Annotated in this window: 15 protein-coding genes; 8 read left to right on the top strand and 7 right to left on the bottom strand. The window is 41.2% G+C overall.

The window, feature by feature from the left end; all coding sequences use genetic code 11:
• Positions 1–6 precede the first annotated feature (6 nt).
• Complete coding sequence (locus IPO83_14310; protein MBK9732424.1) at positions 7–903, top strand: DMT family transporter; 897 nt, start codon at positions 7–9, stop codon at positions 901–903.
• A gap of 3 nt (positions 904–906) precedes the next feature.
• Here the strand turns inward: IPO83_14310 and IPO83_14315 are convergent, their stop codons facing one another.
• Together IPO83_14315 and IPO83_14320 are read right to left on the bottom strand one after the other, a co-directional pair.
• Entirely contained in the window at positions 907–1,794 is an 888-nt protein-coding gene (locus IPO83_14315; protein MBK9732425.1) for a radical SAM protein, read from the bottom strand.
• Positions 1,795–1,929: 135 nt separating this feature from the next.
• Positions 1,930–2,805 (bottom strand): nucleoside phosphorylase, encoded by an 876-nt coding sequence (locus IPO83_14320; protein ID MBK9732426.1) that lies wholly within the window; start codon positions 2,803–2,805, stop codon positions 1,930–1,932.
• 54 nt (positions 2,806–2,859) lie between these two features.
• Between IPO83_14320 and IPO83_14325 the strand changes: the two genes are divergently transcribed.
• The 5 genes from IPO83_14325 (at position 2,860) to IPO83_14345 (ending at position 6,921) form a co-directional block, all read left to right on the top strand.
• Positions 2,860–3,738 (top strand): universal stress protein, encoded by an 879-nt coding sequence (locus tag IPO83_14325; protein ID MBK9732427.1) that lies wholly within the window; start codon positions 2,860–2,862, stop codon positions 3,736–3,738.
• A 172-nt stretch (positions 3,739–3,910) separates the two neighbouring features.
• Positions 3,911–4,681 (top strand): ABC transporter ATP-binding protein, encoded by a 771-nt coding sequence (locus IPO83_14330; GenBank protein ID MBK9732428.1) that lies wholly within the window; start codon positions 3,911–3,913, stop codon positions 4,679–4,681.
• Between the two features lie 134 nt (positions 4,682–4,815).
• Positions 4,816–5,913 carry an ABC transporter permease gene (locus tag IPO83_14335; GenBank protein ID MBK9732429.1) on the top strand — a complete coding sequence of 366 codons (1,098 nt, stop codon included), beginning with the start codon at positions 4,816–4,818 and terminating at the stop codon, positions 5,911–5,913.
• 102 nt (positions 5,914–6,015) lie between these two features.
• A complete protein-coding gene (locus IPO83_14340; protein ID MBK9732430.1) occupies positions 6,016–6,528 on the top strand; it encodes a hypothetical protein in 513 nt (170 codons plus the stop codon).
• A 12-nt stretch (positions 6,529–6,540) separates the two neighbouring features.
• Complete coding sequence (locus IPO83_14345; GenBank protein MBK9732431.1) at positions 6,541–6,921, top strand: GerW family sporulation protein; 381 nt, start codon at positions 6,541–6,543, stop codon at positions 6,919–6,921.
• A gap of 138 nt (positions 6,922–7,059) precedes the next feature.
• On the opposite strand, the gene IPO83_14350 is transcribed toward IPO83_14345, so the two are convergent.
• Complete coding sequence (locus IPO83_14350) at positions 7,060–7,806, bottom strand: DUF4405 domain-containing protein (GenBank protein MBK9732432.1); 747 nt, start codon at positions 7,804–7,806, stop codon at positions 7,060–7,062.
• 273 nt (positions 7,807–8,079) lie between these two features.
• On the opposite strand from IPO83_14350, the gene IPO83_14355 reads away from it, so the two are divergent.
• Positions 8,080–9,399: a hypothetical protein gene (locus IPO83_14355; GenBank protein MBK9732433.1), complete on the top strand. Its 1,320-nt coding sequence runs from the start codon at positions 8,080–8,082 to the stop codon at positions 9,397–9,399.
• 177 nt (positions 9,400–9,576) lie between these two features.
• Here the strand turns inward: IPO83_14355 and IPO83_14360 are convergent, their stop codons facing one another.
• The 4 genes from IPO83_14360 to IPO83_14375 form a co-directional block, all read right to left on the bottom strand.
• A complete protein-coding gene (locus IPO83_14360; GenBank protein MBK9732434.1) occupies positions 9,577–10,896 on the bottom strand; it encodes an alpha-amylase in 1,320 nt (439 codons plus the stop codon).
• Positions 10,897–11,066: 170 nt separating this feature from the next.
• Complete coding sequence (locus IPO83_14365) at positions 11,067–12,356, bottom strand: glycosyltransferase family 4 protein (GenBank protein MBK9732435.1); 1,290 nt, start codon at positions 12,354–12,356, stop codon at positions 11,067–11,069.
• Positions 12,357–12,422: 66 nt separating this feature from the next.
• On the bottom strand, positions 12,423–12,701 hold the full coding sequence (locus IPO83_14370) for a LapA family protein (protein MBK9732436.1): 279 nt from the start codon (positions 12,699–12,701) through the stop codon (positions 12,423–12,425).
• A gap of 401 nt (positions 12,702–13,102) precedes the next feature.
• Positions 13,103–15,388 (bottom strand): T9SS type A sorting domain-containing protein, encoded by a 2,286-nt coding sequence (locus IPO83_14375; GenBank protein MBK9732437.1) that lies wholly within the window; start codon positions 15,386–15,388, stop codon positions 13,103–13,105.
• A gap of 880 nt (positions 15,389–16,268) precedes the next feature.
• On the opposite strand from IPO83_14375, the gene IPO83_14380 reads away from it, so the two are divergent.
• Positions 16,269–16,991 (top strand): outer membrane beta-barrel protein, encoded by a 723-nt coding sequence (locus IPO83_14380; GenBank protein MBK9732438.1) that lies wholly within the window; start codon positions 16,269–16,271, stop codon positions 16,989–16,991.
• Positions 16,992–17,075: the final 84 nt, after the last annotated feature.

Below are 17,075 nucleotides of genomic sequence, written 5' to 3' on the forward strand. Positions count from 1 at the left end.
CTCACTTTGGAAACTGCATTATCACGACCATTGATCTCACGAGCTGCCCGTCATATGCTGGCAGCCACATTGTGGTTCAGCATTATGAATGTATTTATTCGTAAAGTCAATCACCTTCCGGAAATGGAAGTTGTATTCTTCAGGTGCCTTACACCAATGCTTTGGTGTTTTATCAGTCTGCACCAAAAACAAATTCACTGGATGGGCAGTAACAGAAAATTATTGTTGTTGCGTGGCTTGTTTGGTACTGTCTCCCTGTACGCGTTTATCATGACGATTCACCACATGCCGTTGGGTACAGCAGTCACCATTCAATACCTGTCGCCGGTTTTTACAACCATTGCAGCCATCTTTATTTTGAAAGAACACGTAAAATGGATGCAATGGTTATTCTTTTTAGTTTCATTTTCAGGCATTGCATTGATCAAAGGCATTGATGAAAGGGTATCCATGTTTTATCTTTTTGTGGGAATTTTTTCTGCCATTTTTTCTGCGCTGGCTTATAACATGGTACGTAGTCTGAAGCAACGTGAACATCCATTGGTGGTGGTGCTGCATTTCCAGATTTTTGGCGTGGTGGCAGGATTTATCTTCATGCTCTTTAACTGGCAAACTCCGCAGGGACTTGACTGGCTGTACCTTTTGCTGATTGGCGTTTGTACACAACTCGGTCAGGTCAACCTTACGCAGGCCTTGCAAAAAGAAAAAATTTCCAGCATTTCCATGCTCAATTATCTTGGTATTTTGTATGCACTCTTTTTTGGCTATATGTTTTTTGGTGAAACGTATGGATGGGTTTCCCTTGCCGGCATGATACTGGTGATTGCAGGCGTTCTGACCAGTGTGATTTTTAATACTCCAATAAAACAGAAGGTGGAGCTAAAGAACTATGCAAATCCTTAATGATCAGGAAAGGTGATTCTTGATTCCGAATGCTGCACACAATGTGTTTGTTTTTTTACTGAACGCTTCACGATAGTATGCAGGCAATTGTGTACCGTCAGCAAAGAGCCTTTCATATTTCTCCATCAAATGAGGATAGTGCTTTTCTATCGCACGAAATACAAGTGTTTTACTGTCGGAAGGGGTATTGCCGAACAGCGTGATTGTTGCAGGAAAAATATATTTTATTCCTAAGTTGCTAAACGTTGAGAACATCAATTCAAGGTGTTCTGTAGTATCTGAAATATAAGGAAGCAAAGGCATCAGGCTTACTCCACTTGCAAGGCCTGCATTCAGAATTGCCTGTAATGTGTGAAGACGGAGAGAAGGTGGAGTGGCGCCGGGTTCAAAAATTCCTGCAACATGATCATCAATGGTGGAAAAGGAAAACGTGATGAATACTTTATGAGATAATTTTTCTTCGAGATCGGCAGGCAGCAACGCATTTTCGCCAATAGCTTTTAACAGATCAAGATCGCGCAATACAAGATCAGATTTTGTAATTACATGCAAAGGGAACCGGTATTGCAGGATCAGTTCAAGAATGCCACGTGTGAGTTTAGTTTCTTTTTCAAATTGCAGGTAAGGATCTGTTGCAGATGAAAGTACAATAATACCATGCTGATTTTTCTTCGAACGGTTTTGCAATTGTTTTTCCAGCACTTCCAGCGCATTGCTTTTAATGGACAACTTTTCTTCCATGTGAATGCCGTATTTGCTTCCGCGGATATAGCAATACAGGCAATTGAAAGAACAACCACTATATGGGTTAATAGTATAATCATCCAAAAACCAACTGTCGCGGCGTTTGGTTTTATTCAACATGGTTTTAACCTGTATATCGTGTAGCATATTCGCTTACGCGTCCAAACCCAATTCTGATTTTGTTTTGAACCATTGTTTTATTGCTGCATTGTTTTCCAGTTCATTTTGATATTGCTGAATAATATCCAGATGAAACTTCATTCGTCCCATAATTCCTAATTCTCAATTCTCCACCAACAATTCCAACGCCGCCCTTATCAGCCGGTCCACTGCTTTATGCGAATCACTGCTGAATTTTTTTTGCATCCTGTTCGCGACAATGGCATTTAGGGAAACAGCCTGGTGACCGAGCAGTCGCGACATGCCATAGATGGCAGATGTTTCCATTTCGAAATTGGTGATGCGATGACCGGAAAAGGTGAATGAAGATAAGTGATCAATCAAATCGGGGAATGCCGGTTCAGCACGTAACATTCTTCCCTGCGGACCATAAAATCCCGGGCAGGTTACGGTAATTCCTTTGTGGGTAATTCCCTGGAATTTAGAAATCAATGATGATGATCCTCCCGCAACATAGGGAATGAAAGCGATGTGATTATCCTGCACATGATTTAAAAAGCCAAGCAATAATTCTTTCTCAAATGGCGGATGCTCCAGGTGATAAAAATTAAGGAGGTTGTCCATTCCGATGGCAAATTCAGATGCCACAAAACTGTCGATCTCAATGTCAGCCTGTAAAGCGCCGGAAGTTCCTATCCGAATGATGTTCATGGGCGTGAGGTTTTCTTTGATCTTGCGTGTTTGCAGATCAATATTCACCAATGCATCCAGCTCTGTCACTACAATATCAATATTATCGGTACCAATTCCTGTTGAAATTACAGACATCCTATTGTTACCGATGAATCCCGTATGGGTGACAAATTCACGATGCTGCCTGGTTATTTCCACACGGTCAAAATATTTTGAAACCTCTTTAACCCTGTGTGGATCACCCACTGTAATAACGGTGTTAGCAATCTCTTCCGGTAAAAGATCAAGATGATAAATGGCGCCACGCGCATTAAGTATTAATTCGGATTCGGGTATAGTTGTCATATTGAAGGCAGTTGTTACATTTGCGAATCTAAATGTAATTCATCCCAAATAATTATGAGCGAGCAAAACCATTCACCTGTGGTTATCAATAAAATCCTTGTACCGACTGACTTTTCTGCCATCTCCTTGCTGGCACTTGAATATGCGGGATTGATTGCCAGTAAGACGAATGCAACGATCATATTACTGCATGTTTTCGAATCGTATATGCAGAATACCATGCTTCATGCCACAGTTGATTTCAACAATATCATGGAAAAGGGAATTGAAGAGAAGATGCATGAAATTGTTGGAATGGACCAACAGCTCAATGGTGTTCGTGTTGAAACAAGAGTGGCACATGGAAAAATACATGTAGAAATCGAGCAGATCGTAAAACAAGATGGAATTTCATTGATCGTAATGGGAACACATGGTGTTTCAGGGGTAACCAACATCGGAAAGTTTATGGTGGGTTCCAATGCTTACAGAACCATGCAGAATGCAACGTGCCCTATTATTACACTTAGAAATGAACCCTCGAAAAAAAGTTTTAAAAACATTGTGCTACCTATTGACAGCAGCGCAAAGTCGACCATGAAACTGGATATTGCTATTGCCTGGGCCAAATTATTCGGCAGCACGATTCATTTATTGGCAGTGACTGCCTTCTTTGAGGAGTTTGTGGTGGATGCGAAAGCAGTAGACAGAAAAGTACATCAGGTAGAAGAGTTGTTGGTAAAGGAAGGGATACCTTATACAGCTCATATCATCAGAAATCAATCGCCTTCACTCTCCGTTTTGCACCATGCAGAAAAAATGAATGCCGACCTGATCATGATCGTGTCCGGTCAGGAATCACAATTGGGTGAAATGTTATTTGGATCTATTTCCCGCGCCGTGGTTTCAGATTCACCTATTCCGGTACTTAGTATTCATATCAACAAAAATTGAAGAGTCCGGCTCATTATTGCCAGGGGTTAAATTGTTAAATGGCCAAATGGTTGCAGCTAAACCGAAGAACAAGCTGATGATTGCTCAGTTTCTGGTTATTAAATGGTCTGCACCAGTGATTTTCCATCATTGCTTTTTCATTTCAACGCTATCTTTGAGCAGATTTTAAACAATGAGCACCAGCAACAAAGTCATCATTTCGGTTAAAGACCTTGTAAAGGACTACGGAACTTTCCGTGCAGTGGATGGAATTAGTTTTGAAGTATATGAGGGCGAAATATTCGGTTTACTAGGACCTAACGGTGCCGGCAAAACCACCACGCTGGAGATCATGGAAACATTGCGTGAAAAAACCTCCGGCAATGTTTCAATAGATGGTTTGTCGGTAGATAAAGATCAGAATGAGATCAAGCAAATCATTGGTGTACAACTGCAGGCAGCAGGATACTATCCAAATCTGAATCTGTTGGAATTACTGGAATTGTTTTCCGGTCTTTACAATGTAAAAGTTGATGCACCTGGGATGCTATCAATGGTGGGTTTGGAAGAGAAAGCAAAAAGCAGGTACAAAGAATTAAGCGGTGGTCAGAAACAGCGCTTCTCTATTTCCACCACGCTCATCAATCAGCCTAAGATTATTTTTTTGGATGAACCCACTACAGGACTTGATCCGCAGGCACGCAGAAATCTCTGGGACCTTATTCGGGAAGTGCGCAGTAAAGGAACTACTATAGTGATTACTACGCATTATATGGATGAAGCCGAACAACTCTGCGAACGTGTTGCACTCATTGACAGCGGCCGTATCAATGCCTTGAATACGCCTGATCACCTGATCGATGAATTGGTGGCTTCCGGTTTTGAACGAAAGAAAGAAGTGAAGAAAGCAAACCTTGAAGATGTGTTTTTACGATTGACGGGAAAGGAATGGCGGGATGAGTAAAGGAATTAGGAATTAGGAATTAAATTGGGACAAATAAGGTAGGATTTTCTAACAAGACTAAAGACTAACGACTAACGACTAAGGACTAACGACTAAGGAAACAACATAAACAATCTAAACCCTTAAACTCTTCAATGCCGAAACCTTACAGCCAGATCCGTGCAATGCTTGCCGTAACCAAAGCAAGTCTGCGAAGCATTTTTCGCAGTCCGTCGGCTGTAGTTTTTTCTTTTGCGTTTCCGCTGATTTTTATTTTGGTATTTGGGTTTGTAGGAAACAATGGATTTAAGCTTGATGTTGGTGTTGAACAATCCTGTGATACAACCAGTGGACTCTATCATGCCATTGCAAAAAATCCTCAGTTCAGTCTAATCACCAATGAACCGGATCAGGAATTACTTGCAGATCTGAACAAAGGCCGCATTGATGGGATCCTCAATCTACAGCCAAATACATCAGGCGATGGACCACTTGTTTTTATTCATGTTAAAACTTCCGCATCATCGCGTAATGCGGCATTACTGATTAGTATGTTGCAATCAATGGTTGATAAAGGAACGCTCACCATGATGCATCCACAGACAATGCTCGCGGAAATCAAGGAAGAACCACAACCGGGAAGAGAGTATAAAGCCATTGATTTTATTTTACCGGGCATGCTCGGTTTTTCATTACTAAGCACCGGCGTGTTTGGAACTGCTTTTACCTTTCTGAGTCTCCGGCAGACATTGGTGATCAAACGTTTTTTTGCGACACCTATAAAAAGACCTTACATTATTATTGGAGAAGGATTAAGCAGGGTACTTTTTTCGCTCCTTACTTCATCCGTTATTCTGATCCTTGGATATTTCGCATTTGGTTTCACACTGGTTCACGGACTCACGACTTTTATTGATCTTTTAATTCTCTCTTTCATTGGGTTATTTATTTTTATGGGCTTCGGGTTCATAGTGTCGGGCATTGCGAAAAATGAATCTGCAGTGCCACCGATTGCCAACATCATCACCTTACCACAATTTTTACTGGCGGGCACTTTTTTTTCTACAGATGCTTTTCCATCCTGGCTGCAACCCATTCCTAAAATCCTTCCACTCACGTATTTGAATGATGCGATGCGCAAAGTTTCATTTGAAGGTGCAGGTTTATTGGATGTATGGAAAGACCTTGCTGCATTAGGCATATGCGGTTTGGTAGCTTATGTTATTGCCGTGAAGGTGTTCAGGTGGGAGTGATTTTTTTCATTCTTTACTTTATGAAATTGCTATTAACAACTGACGGATATCATTTTTTATAATTGCAAGTTGCCGTAATTATGCAGTCTTAAATCTCAGTCTATGATATGGCTGATCGCGATATTCTCACTATTTCTTCTTCTACTTGCCTATCTTTTATTTGCTCCCTTCTTCCTTGATATTGACAGCAGAAAAGACTTGTGCATTGTAAGGTTTCATCGCCTTGCAAGCGGCAGGTTATTGGTATCGGACGGTTCATTGCAGCTTGAAATAAGTATTGCAGGTTGGAAGAAGCAAATTGATCTGCTGTTGGAAAGAAAACCCAAAATAAAAAAGGCATCAAAGAAAAAATCACAAAGAAAACAGTCAATGTTTTCTTTCAAAAAGATATTGTCGATCACAAGAAGTTTTAAAGTAAACAAGTGCCGGTTTTCGTTTGATTCCGGCAATATGCAGTTGAATGGCTATTTATTTCCCGGCTTTTATTGGCTGAGCAGGAAAACAGGAAAATCTTTCAGCATCAATTTTCTTGGCGATACGGAATTGGTGCTACAAATAGAAAACAATTTTGCCCGCATAGCATGGGCATATTTTCACAATCAATTCACAAAGTAAAAACTCAAAACAATGAACAATCTAAATGAGATGCTCAGTGAAATGACCGGATTTTTAAAATCAGAAGCAAAAACTGAAACCATCATTGGCCAGCAATTTAAATTAGGTGAATTTACCTGCGTTCCCGTAATGTCTGTCGGACTGGGATTCGGCGGCGGCGGCGGAGAAGGAAAAGGCAAAGCAAGGAGTTCAGAGGAAGGAGAAGGAACAGGTGCAGGTGGCGGCGCAGGATTGGGAATGGGACCGGTTGGGTTCCTGGTTACGAAAGGAAATGAAATTCAGTTTATTCCTACGCGCACTTCCAAAGGATTAACCGCGACGTTTGAAAAACTGCCTGATCTTCTGGAGAAATTCCTGGATAAAAACAGGAAGAAAGAACCGGAAATGGCGTAGCGTTTTTTTGTGCCGCTTCTTGTAAATGATGTTTGGAATTGTCGTTCTGAGCGCAGCGAAGAATCACAAAAAGTAAAGCAGATTTTTTACTGCGTTCAGAATGACAAATCAGATATTTAGCTTTCCTAAATCAGTATCTTATTCATGCGGCCAGTCGGCTCCTTCATCAATCCATTTCTCAAGCGTAAGGATGTTTTCTTTGGGAAGCAGGTGTGCTTCAGCAGATTTCATGTCGGGTCTTTTACCGGAAACAATTTCTATCAAAATGCTTTTGTTGCTATTGCCCGGAATGATGAAGGCTTCCATGCCGCTTTTCCCAAAATAGTTATCACGGATATCGGCGCGAAAACCGCCAAGTTGCTTCCTGGGTCCATGGCAAATGATACAATTCAGCTCTATAATAGGATAAACGTCTTTCCGGAAATCTATTTTGGTATGAGCAATCACTTCTGCAACCGGGGTGATTCCTGTACTACTATTGGACGGCAGTGCAGCATTGCACACTACTTTGCCTGAAGCATCTGTTACTGATCGGTAAGCTGCAAAAGCGAATGCAGTGAACAAAGCAATAATTGTGAAGACGGTTACAAGACCTGCGCGAACAGTAGACTTATGGTTCGTTGTTATTCCCAAAATTCTTCTTCCGATTACTGATGTTAACCATTGCCAATGCAGTATCAGGTGAAGGAAGAGTACAACGAGCAAGCCAATGCTGAACCAGTAATGTATAACGCCATATTCATGACGGGCAAGTCCCCAAAGCATTCTTGTTTTATTTGTACCCGGAGGTAAAGGAAACCGGATGATAAAACCCGTAAGAATCATTGCCAGGAAAAGAAGGCCTGCAGTAAGATCAAGGATGAGATTAATGATAGTTTTACTCACCTGCCAAAGCCGGAAAATTTGCTTTTCAGACTACTGTAAAGTTAGCTTGTTACAGTTGCATTTTCGAATTCATTACAGATAATCTTTTTATTAAAGGAGACTTGATCAGCCTTTACAACTGCCACGCAGACGCTGATTATCGGAAGCATTTCTTGTAAAGCTGAGTGTGCGGATGATCGGTTTATTGGTTCCTGCACTGATGAATCAGCATAAGAATAACAAATCAAATGTTTAGCTTTCGGGAATCATTCACTTCTCGAAAATTGTTACTGCATGAAACGAATTGTACTTCTTCCATTGCTTTGTGTTTTTGCCTGCTGCTGTGAAGCACAAACGAACGGCTTTCTTTATGGCTTCAGCATTTTTTCTCAAAGTAATCCGCCCAACACTTACAAAGGTCTGGCAGAATACAATACTGCCACCAACGAACTGGCAACCTGGAGCCAATTCAGCGAACAATATTATGCCTTTGGTGATCATGCTATTGATCCGGTGCACAAAAGATATGTACAAGTAATTGGAGATTCTCTGAATATGTATTTAAAGGATATTGATTTCACTACCGGAGAAGTATTAGGTGAATTGTTTACAGTGGATTCAGTGGGAAATGGCCAAACCGGTTCTGTAACAATTGGCGGAAACATCAACGGTACTTTTTACAATTGTGCTGATGCACAAATTTATTTTATGCATTACAAGGCCCCCTGGGAAGATTCAACACATCTTGCAAAAGTGGATCCTGTTTCCTATGAAGTAACGGAGCTTGCAAAATTTCCAATCAGTTGGTGGAGCTTCGATAATGTGGTAACAGTAAATCACCAGCAGATTTACCTTGGTTATTACAATTACTATGCATCGTCGAGCGAGATTATTACCTACGACATCAGCAGCAACACTGTTTCGTCAGCCACGCTGTCGCAGCCGGATTTTAACATCTCACAACTATCACTCACGTACAATTCAAATGATGGAAATCTTTATGGAGTTGATTACGACCTTGATTCTTTTGCAAACAACAATTTTCTTGGCGACCTGCGCATTGTAAAGGTAGATCCGGAAACCGGAGCGTTCACTTACCTCACCACCGACTTTTTTGCGAATCTGATCGGTGCGAATATGGTGTTCAATCCACCCACCAACAAGCTTTATTTTATTGTTCAGCAAAGTAATCCCGGATATCCTGAAATGGCGATTTATGATCTTGGAACAAATACCGTTGCTATTCTTCCAATGGATAATCTTAATACTACCATCTTCAGCTCAGTAACGCTTGGTTCCGATTTGTATGCACTCAGTAAAGATTGCAATGTACCAACTGCTGTGGAAGAGACAGTCGTGGAAGATTGTGCCATCGCTTTACATCCGACGCTCACTTCAGGAATGCTGAGTGTGACTATGGATTGTGATATACATCAGTATACAGCATTGCGATTGGAAATTATTGATTTCCTGGGACGAACTTTGATCAGCCTGCCTGTTGACGGAAGTTCTTTGAATGCTTCCTCTTTTTTAAATGTAGCTGCACCTTATATCTATCGTTTTCGCGACGGAAATGAAACTGTTAAAACGGGAAAGGTGATATTTATTGAGTAGGTAATTTTTTTTCAATAAGATAGGACCGTTCCAAAGTTTTTGACTTTTGAAAAGGTCTTGCTTCAAATTTATATCTGAATAAATAATTGAGATTTTACGAGCCCTAAAATTAGAAGTAGCGCTGATTTTGTTTTACTAACTTTTCCAAAGTGAAATAAACTTTGAAAAGGTCTTGCCTTATTGTTCCAGAATAGTCTTCTCCAAATCACTGATCACATTCATATAAAAAATGCCGGCATCATAAGGTGAAGGAAAAGGAGAAAAATATTTATGTACATCGCCGTCAGCCCAGAATTTGGTGCTCATATAATAAAAGTGATCGGAAGTTTGCAGCTTGCTCCACACTTTTAAAAGGTCTTCATTATCCGTTGCTTTTACGGCGTGTTCCAGTGCATAAATTTTTTCAAGTGCTTCCCGCTGTAATTCATTTTCATTCCAGGCAGAAAGATCGCGTTCTTCATCAGCCCAACTGGTGAATTCAGGTGCATCATATACATCACGCGGAGGATGATTGGAAATTACTTCTGAAGGAGAGCGGAAATAAAAATCAGGATGATCGAGAATCATTTCCGGAAGATTATCGAGGAAATCGAAGATGCCTGTTTCTTTCCATTGATGTTCACCAAAGGTTTCATAATCCATAAACAGGTTGATGGTTTCCGCCTGTCCGGCATGGTCATGCAGCCACTTCGAAAATTTATCGGCAGTAAGCGGCCAGTCTTCCCAATTGTGATTGCTGAAACGGAAAGCGATGTCGTCACTCAAACGGTAATTTTTCAACAACAATGAAAAATTTTCAACACCGGGTGCAGTATAAACCTGGTTAGGTGAGCGTGTTACAAGATAACGATCGGTGCCTTCGCACAACATGCCTTTGTAACCAAGTGAAGCAACATGCGCAGCGAGATCGTTGTTAAAAATGAGTTCCGTATTCCTGAAGATGGCAGGTTCGAGATTGAAAAGCTTTTTTATTTTTTCACGGTGCATTTTCACCTGCCGGTCAAATTCATCTTTTGAATACAGGAAACTGAGTGAATGATAATAGGTTTCGTCGAGCATTTCTACATAACCTGTTGCAGCCAATGCCTGGAAAGAAAGAATCACATCGGGTCTGTACAATTCAAATTGCTCCAGGGCCACTCCGGAAATAGAGTAGGCCACTTTGAATCTTCCCTTGTGCCGCAAAAGCAATTCGAGAATTTTTGCGTTTGTCGGGAGGTAACATTTGTCTGCCACTTTATTCAGAATCTCTACGTTCATATCGTAGTTTTCATAGTAATGATCATGACCGATCTGATCATAATTATAATTGCGAAGTCTGAATGGCTGGTGTACCTGGAAATAAAAACAAACGGAGGTTCCGGGCAGCTCATTCGCTTTTCTTGCAGGCGATAGGGTTATTAATTCAGCGGGAAGAATTGCTGAAGTAAGGTTTGCTGTTTTTTCTTCAACACTTTTAATTACACCGGATTCCCCGGTATTGTTGCCGGTTGCCATGGAGTCAATAAATATATTTGCCAGGTTTTCATTCAATGCATACACCGGCACCGTGAAACCTGTAACGGGATCAAATACTTTTTCAACATCGCTTGCCTTTTCTTTGATTTTAAGTTTTTTCTTTTTCTTGCCTCGTTTCGACATAGTATCTGTAAATTAATAAGAACGCTTTATTCTACAACTTCCTTAGCTGACTCCACTAAATGTTTGTATGATTTCAACACTTCGCGTGCAGAATTATCCCAACTGATATTCTTAACATCGTTCGCTGTGAGCTTTATCATGGTTTCGCGCAATCCTTTGTAATTACAAGCGGAATAGAGATAATTCGCGAACTTATCAGTATCCCAACAATCAGCTTTTAAAACATTATGGAGCACTTCACTCACGCCTGATTGTTTTGAAATCACACAGGGAACATTAAACTGCGCGGCTTCCAACGCAGATAATCCAAATGGTTCAGAAACGGATGGCATAAAATAAGCGTCAGCGGAAGCAAGCAGCTCTGAAATTTTATCGCGTTTGATAAAGCCTGTAAATTCTACCTGCCGGTTAAGTCCGGCTTCGTTCACTTTTTCTTTCAACCAATCTGACTGGTCACCATTTCCCGCAACGATAAATTTTGCCTCCTGCATTTTGCTGCAGAGTTTTATCATGGTTTCCAATAAGAACTCGGGTCCTTTCTGACGTGTGATGCGTCCGAGAAAAAGTATCCTTTTTTCATGGTCGGTTCTTGCTACTTTATAAGTGCTGTTATCTTCAATAGCATTGTAAACAGGAAAAATCTTCTCTGCGGAAATTCCATAATGATTGATGATGGTTGATTTCGTGTATGCACTTACCGGCAAAACACGGTCTGCATTTAACATGCCCTGATGTTCGATGTGATAAACAGGATTGCGCGCATCTGTATGCGCCCGATCTGTTTCAAGTGAATGAACATGCACCAACAAAGGCTTACCGGTTTTCTTCTTCAATTGAACAGCAGCAGGGAAAGTGATCCAGTCATGCGCATGGATCACATCAAAATCAATTTTCTTACTCAACTGATTGACCATTTCCGCATACGCGCGGACCTTGCGCATGATGTCGGGTCCATAGGATTCCTGCTGATTGAATAATGCCTTCACTTCTTCACCCACCACATCATTGCCTGCATACGGTATGCGTAAGTCCGCATGATCCGGATTCAGCTCATCAATAAATTCAGCGGCGAGAAATTTCCGGAAGTCATCCACCACCATTTCACCCGTGGCCACATCATAATCAAAATGATTGAGACCGATGAGGTTTACCCTTTTCATTTTGAAGTGGAGATCACTTTTTGGAAGGATGATTTTAATTTCTACAAAATTGGCGAGTGCTTTCGCTAATCCGTAGCATGCAGGGCCAAGTCCACCGGTTAGAATTGGTGGAAATTCCCATCCCAACATCAACACCCTTATTCTGTTATAATCCATTCTTTATGTACGATGATTCCTTTATTTCATAAAACCGGTCATTCCATTTAGGCCGGACGCAGCACATTATTTACTGCTGCCTGCGCTATTTGCATGCAACGTTTTCTGGAGCTCATCAAGTTTTTTCTGAACCGTTTTCAATTGTGAATTTTTGATCCAGACTTTCCGGGTTTCCAGCAACCAGCCTCCGGCAAATCCAACCACAAAAATTACGATGGTAACCAGTGACATCGAGCCTTCAAATTTCCAGAACAGAAAGTGAAGTGACACCGTGGCAATATTTTGTATGGCGAAAATCAGCGCGATCACCAGTAAGATGATCGTAACAATGTAAATCCTGTTCATGAGAATTTATTTTTGGAAGGGGCGAAAGTTAGGAAGAAAATCGGCTTCTGAAATTCAGTCACTGAGTGCAGCCAAAAAAATTCGGTCACTGAGCGCAGCCGAAGTGCCCGAATTTTGGAAGTTGATTGATCGCGTATTTTTTTGCGCCCTTCGGCTACGCTCAGGAAGCAAAAAATTCGGTCACTGAGCGCAGCCGAAGTGCCCGAATTTTGGAAGTCGATTGATCGTGTATTTTTTTGCGCCCTTCGGCTACGCTGAGGGAGCAAAAAAGTCCCGGCTGCTGTATGAAGTCAAAAAAAATCGGTCACTGAGCGCAGCCGAAGTGCCCGAATTTTGAAGTAGACTGATCGCGTATTTTTTTGCGCCCTTCGGCTACGCTCAGGGAGCAAAAAAATCCTGATTTATTCCTTCACCCATTTAATTATAGAAATATTTCCTGCTTCATCTGTGGCACGAACGAGGTATAGTCCAGGTAGTAATTCGTGAACATCAAACTGTGTTTGATCTGCTTCATCTGATAATTGCCTGTACAACTCCTTTCCTGAAAGATCGAAAACCTGAAGATTAACCATTCCTTCAAATCCATTCAACAACACATTGATAATGTTTGTAGCAGGATTCGGATAGACCTTTACATTATTGGAAATTCCTGTTTCACTGATGCCTTCAATGGTAACACCGGACTTCGGAGGTACAATATTCACTGTATAATCTTCTGTTTCACCTCGTGCATAGGATCCGCATGGAGAAGGCGGTACACCAAATATCATCATTACACGCATGCGGGTTAAGCCAGGTGTAGCATTTGCTGGAACGTTGAAATTCACACCAATCCATCCAAGGAAATCAGAAGAAATATTTACTGCCTGTTCGCCTGCATCTGTAAAATCATTATCATGGTTATAGTCAATCCAGATACTGTAATTCTCGGTGAGTCCAAATGGCAACGCTGCCGATAGATACCCGGTTACAATAGAACCCTGAATCAGGTTAGTACTAAGATTTGTGAAATCTCCATAGCCATTATTATTTCCGGTACTGTTTTGTATACCGCCAATCCAAACCAGAGAAAGGTATTCGAGTGATGCATCCAGACCGCCCACGCTACAATAACCCGTACCTTTAGTGGTGAAGTTCTTTGTATTAGAGAAGCCCGAAGGTCCACTGCTACAGACGGCCTCTATTGCATAATTATAGGAAGTGCCTGCTGTAAGTGCTTTTATTTTGATGGAAGTAAGATCAGTTGTGATAGTAGTCCAATCTGCGGCTGAACTCGTTTTATAATGGAGATGGTAAAGATAGGCACCAGCCACAGCCGCCCATGAAACCTTGGCAGTTGTGTCTGTAATGTTATTGGCCTTTAAGTTGGTTGGAATGCTACATGTTCCTGTACCATTGTGATCAAGAAAATGGAAGGCGGTCATATTCGTTCCGCTTAACACAAACAGACTGCTGTCATTGGCAAGCGTAGATGCGATGCCCCAACCTGAATAAATATTTACGGAGTCGATCCATTGTATTGCTCCGCTATTGCTGTATTTCAAAGTAATCATTCGCAGGTAAGATGAGCCATTGGATTGTGTAAACATCGGACCGCCTTTCCCGGTTACAAAAACTTCTCCATTGGCCGTTGCAGAAAGGGCGCCCGGCGCCTCATCATTACCGGTGGTTTGGTTGTATCGTGCATTCCATAACATGTTGCCGCTATTATTTACCTGGAAGGTTACCCAGTCAAAATAGGAAGCATTTAGATTGCCATAACCAATCACACTTAACTTGGTGGAAACCAATGTGAAACTCCTCGCTGTTTCTTCACCGCCAAAATCATAACTCTTCTTCCAGGTCTGAACGCCGGCAGCATTAAACTTATAAATGATCATATCCATGCCACTGTTAGCTGACACCTGATTCGGATAATTGGTGAGAATGTATGAGTTTCCATTACCATCAATTTCAACATCTTGTCCCGAGTAACCTGTAAGATATTTGCTCCATAAAAATGTACCGGCAGTATCCCACGCTACTATCGAGAGGTTAGCTACATATTCAGACGTTCCTGTCACTATCACTAAATTATTTTTTAACCGCATGGATGCAAATCCGTGAATAGTTCCAAGGTTGACAGTGGTGTTTACCAACACTGTACCGGCCGGATTAAGTTTCATCAAAACAAAACCTGCGGGACTGGTGCCTGCTGTACCTATATACAGATTTCCGTTTTTATCGAGTTCACTGCGCAAGTTGAATTTCATACCTGTTGAGCTGCCTACAATATAACTGAGATCAATATTTTTTTTCCACAGCAAAGTTCCTGTTGAAGTGTATTTCAGCACAACAACAGCATTGGGATATTCCCAGGAAGAACCCCATGTATATCTGTAGCCCACAACATAAATATCTTTGTTCTTGTCGCAGTTAATCCAAACAGGTTTTTCATAGTTGCCTGAAATACCCGAAGTAGAGATCCGTTCCCACAAGAAGTTCCCGAACTTATCATACTTGCGTGTGTAAGTATTCTGAGCTTGTATATAGCCGGCTACCACTACGTTATCTGATTTGTCGTGGGCAATCATCGAACCGGTTTTAAGATAACTGTCGGCTGGTTTGATCCAGTCAGTGGAATAAGTTGCAAAAGAATAGCTAGAAGCCATCAGCAAGAAAGCGATCAAGGGGATTATCTTTTTCATAGTATTAATTTTTGAATTTGTTAATGTAGCAGACTTATTTATTTGAAGATTGTAAAATTCTAAACTATGCTCTAGATTAACAATGACAATTGTCATGGTTGGTGGGTTTCTACCAGCATAAGCATTTTTACATGAACAAGATATTTTCGTTATTTAGTGAAGACAATTATTATTACCTCATCAGGAAAGCATTAGTGTTGAATCAGGCAGATCGTACACCAGACAGGAAATGCTTGTTTTTTTAAGTAAAAAATTCGGTCACTGAGCGCAGCCGAAGTGCCCGAATTTTGGAAGTTGATTGATCGTGTATTTTTTTGCGCCCTTCGGCTGCGCTCAGGGAGCAAAAAAATTCGGTCACTGAGCGCAGCCGAAGTGCCCGAATTTTGGAAGTTGATTGATCGTGTATTTTTTTGCGCCCTTCGGCTGCGCTCAGGGAGCAAAAAAATTCGGTCACGGCCGGGCCCCCGGGGGGGGGGGGGTTGGGAGCCTGAGCGAGCCGAAGTGCCCGAATTTTGGAAGTTGATTGATCGCTTTTTTTGCGCCCTTCGGCTGCGCTCAGGGAGCAAAAAATTCGGTCACTGAGCGCAGCCGAAGTGCCCGAATTTCGGAAGTTGATTGATCGTGTATTTTTTTTGCGCCCTTCGGCTGCGCTCAGGGAGCAAAAAAAATTCGGCCGCTGAGTGGTGTCGAAAAAATTCGGTCTCTACAACGAAGCAGCAAACTTTTTGAAAAGCAGCGAATTCAGATTGAAATACATCTTTGAATAAAAAACTGATAGATATGAATAGGTTTACCACAGCTATTCGGGAATTCAAAGTGTCACTATCTAAGAATAATTCTTTTTTTTAGTAATTGCTAACCTAACCCAACAAATGATGAGATGAAAATTAATTGTTTAGCACTGTTCATTGTTGTGATGATCTTAACTGTGATGAAATCTTTTGCACAGGCGGAGTTCAATTTTGGCCCTGTAGCAGGCATAAATGCATCAGGAGTTTATCATAATAAGTGCTATTATGAAAGTCAGACAAAAGAGCATCATTCCTTCGGGGTTCATCCTGTTTTTGGAGTTACGGCGGGAATATTTTCTCAATTGAAATGGAAGCATCTCTCACTTGATTTACAGGTTATCTATTCTCAATCCGGCAAGAAAACAGTGTATATCAATGATCCTGAGAAAACTACGGAATTCTGGTATTACTATAAGAATGTACGTCATTATGAGTTTGCCTATTTGCAAATGCCTGTAACGCTGAATTATCATTTCCGGATCAAAAAAATGCATCCCTTTGCAGGATTTGGAATGGTGCCTTCTTACACCATTCGTGCTGAGGCGAAACAGTCCTATTCTCATGACCCGGAAATGAATTATACCAACAATTTTATAGAAGAAAGCAAAAATGATTTGATGGGCTATACGCCACGGGAGTTGCAATTCACTTCTGTAATCGGTGCTGAACTCAACGATCACATGCAGGCATGCTTGTCTTATACGGTGGGTGGTAATTCTTTATACTTTTATCCATATAGCTGTATGGCAGAAAGCTTTACCAACAAGACATTATCGTTTCAGTTGCGTTATCTGATCCGGAATAGAAAATAAAATAACTTACAGTAATTGGTAAGAATACTTAGCTCAAGCAAGGTAGTCGCATGAAAAACCGTCCCGATGATTTGATTATTATTG

Source organism: Chitinophagaceae bacterium (assembly GCA_016717285.1).
Taxonomy (GTDB): domain Bacteria; phylum Bacteroidota; class Bacteroidia; order Chitinophagales; family UBA10324; genus JACCZZ01.

Bases quoted from the DNA above. Each gene is read 5' to 3' on its own strand.
- IPO83_14315 (MBK9732425.1), bottom strand. From the start codon at position 1,794: ATGCTACACGATATACAGGTTAAAACCATGTTGAATAAAACCAAACGC.
- IPO83_14320 (MBK9732426.1), bottom strand. From the start codon at position 2,805: ATGACAACTATACCCGAATCCGAATTAATACTTAATGCGCGTGGCGCC.
- IPO83_14325 (MBK9732427.1), top strand. From the start codon at position 2,860: ATGAGCGAGCAAAACCATTCACCTGTGGTTATCAATAAAATCCTTGTA.
- IPO83_14330 (MBK9732428.1), top strand. From the start codon at position 3,911: ATGAGCACCAGCAACAAAGTCATCATTTCGGTTAAAGACCTTGTAAAG.
- IPO83_14335 (MBK9732429.1), top strand. From the start codon at position 4,816: ATGCCGAAACCTTACAGCCAGATCCGTGCAATGCTTGCCGTAACCAAA.
- IPO83_14340 (MBK9732430.1), top strand. From the start codon at position 6,016: ATGATATGGCTGATCGCGATATTCTCACTATTTCTTCTTCTACTTGCC.
- IPO83_14345 (MBK9732431.1), top strand. From the start codon at position 6,541: ATGAACAATCTAAATGAGATGCTCAGTGAAATGACCGGATTTTTAAAA.
- IPO83_14355 (MBK9732433.1), top strand. From the start codon at position 8,080: ATGAAACGAATTGTACTTCTTCCATTGCTTTGTGTTTTTGCCTGCTGC.
- IPO83_14360 (MBK9732434.1), bottom strand. From the start codon at position 10,896: ATGGCAACCGGCAACAATACCGGGGAATCCGGTGTAATTAAAAGTGTT.
- IPO83_14365 (MBK9732435.1), bottom strand. From the start codon at position 12,356: ATGGATTATAACAGAATAAGGGTGTTGATGTTGGGATGGGAATTTCCA.
- IPO83_14370 (MBK9732436.1), bottom strand. From the start codon at position 12,701: ATGAACAGGATTTACATTGTTACGATCATCTTACTGGTGATCGCGCTG.
- IPO83_14375 (MBK9732437.1), bottom strand. From the start codon at position 15,388: ATGAAAAAGATAATCCCCTTGATCGCTTTCTTGCTGATGGCTTCTAGC.
- IPO83_14380 (MBK9732438.1), top strand. From the start codon at position 16,269: ATGAAAATTAATTGTTTAGCACTGTTCATTGTTGTGATGATCTTAACT.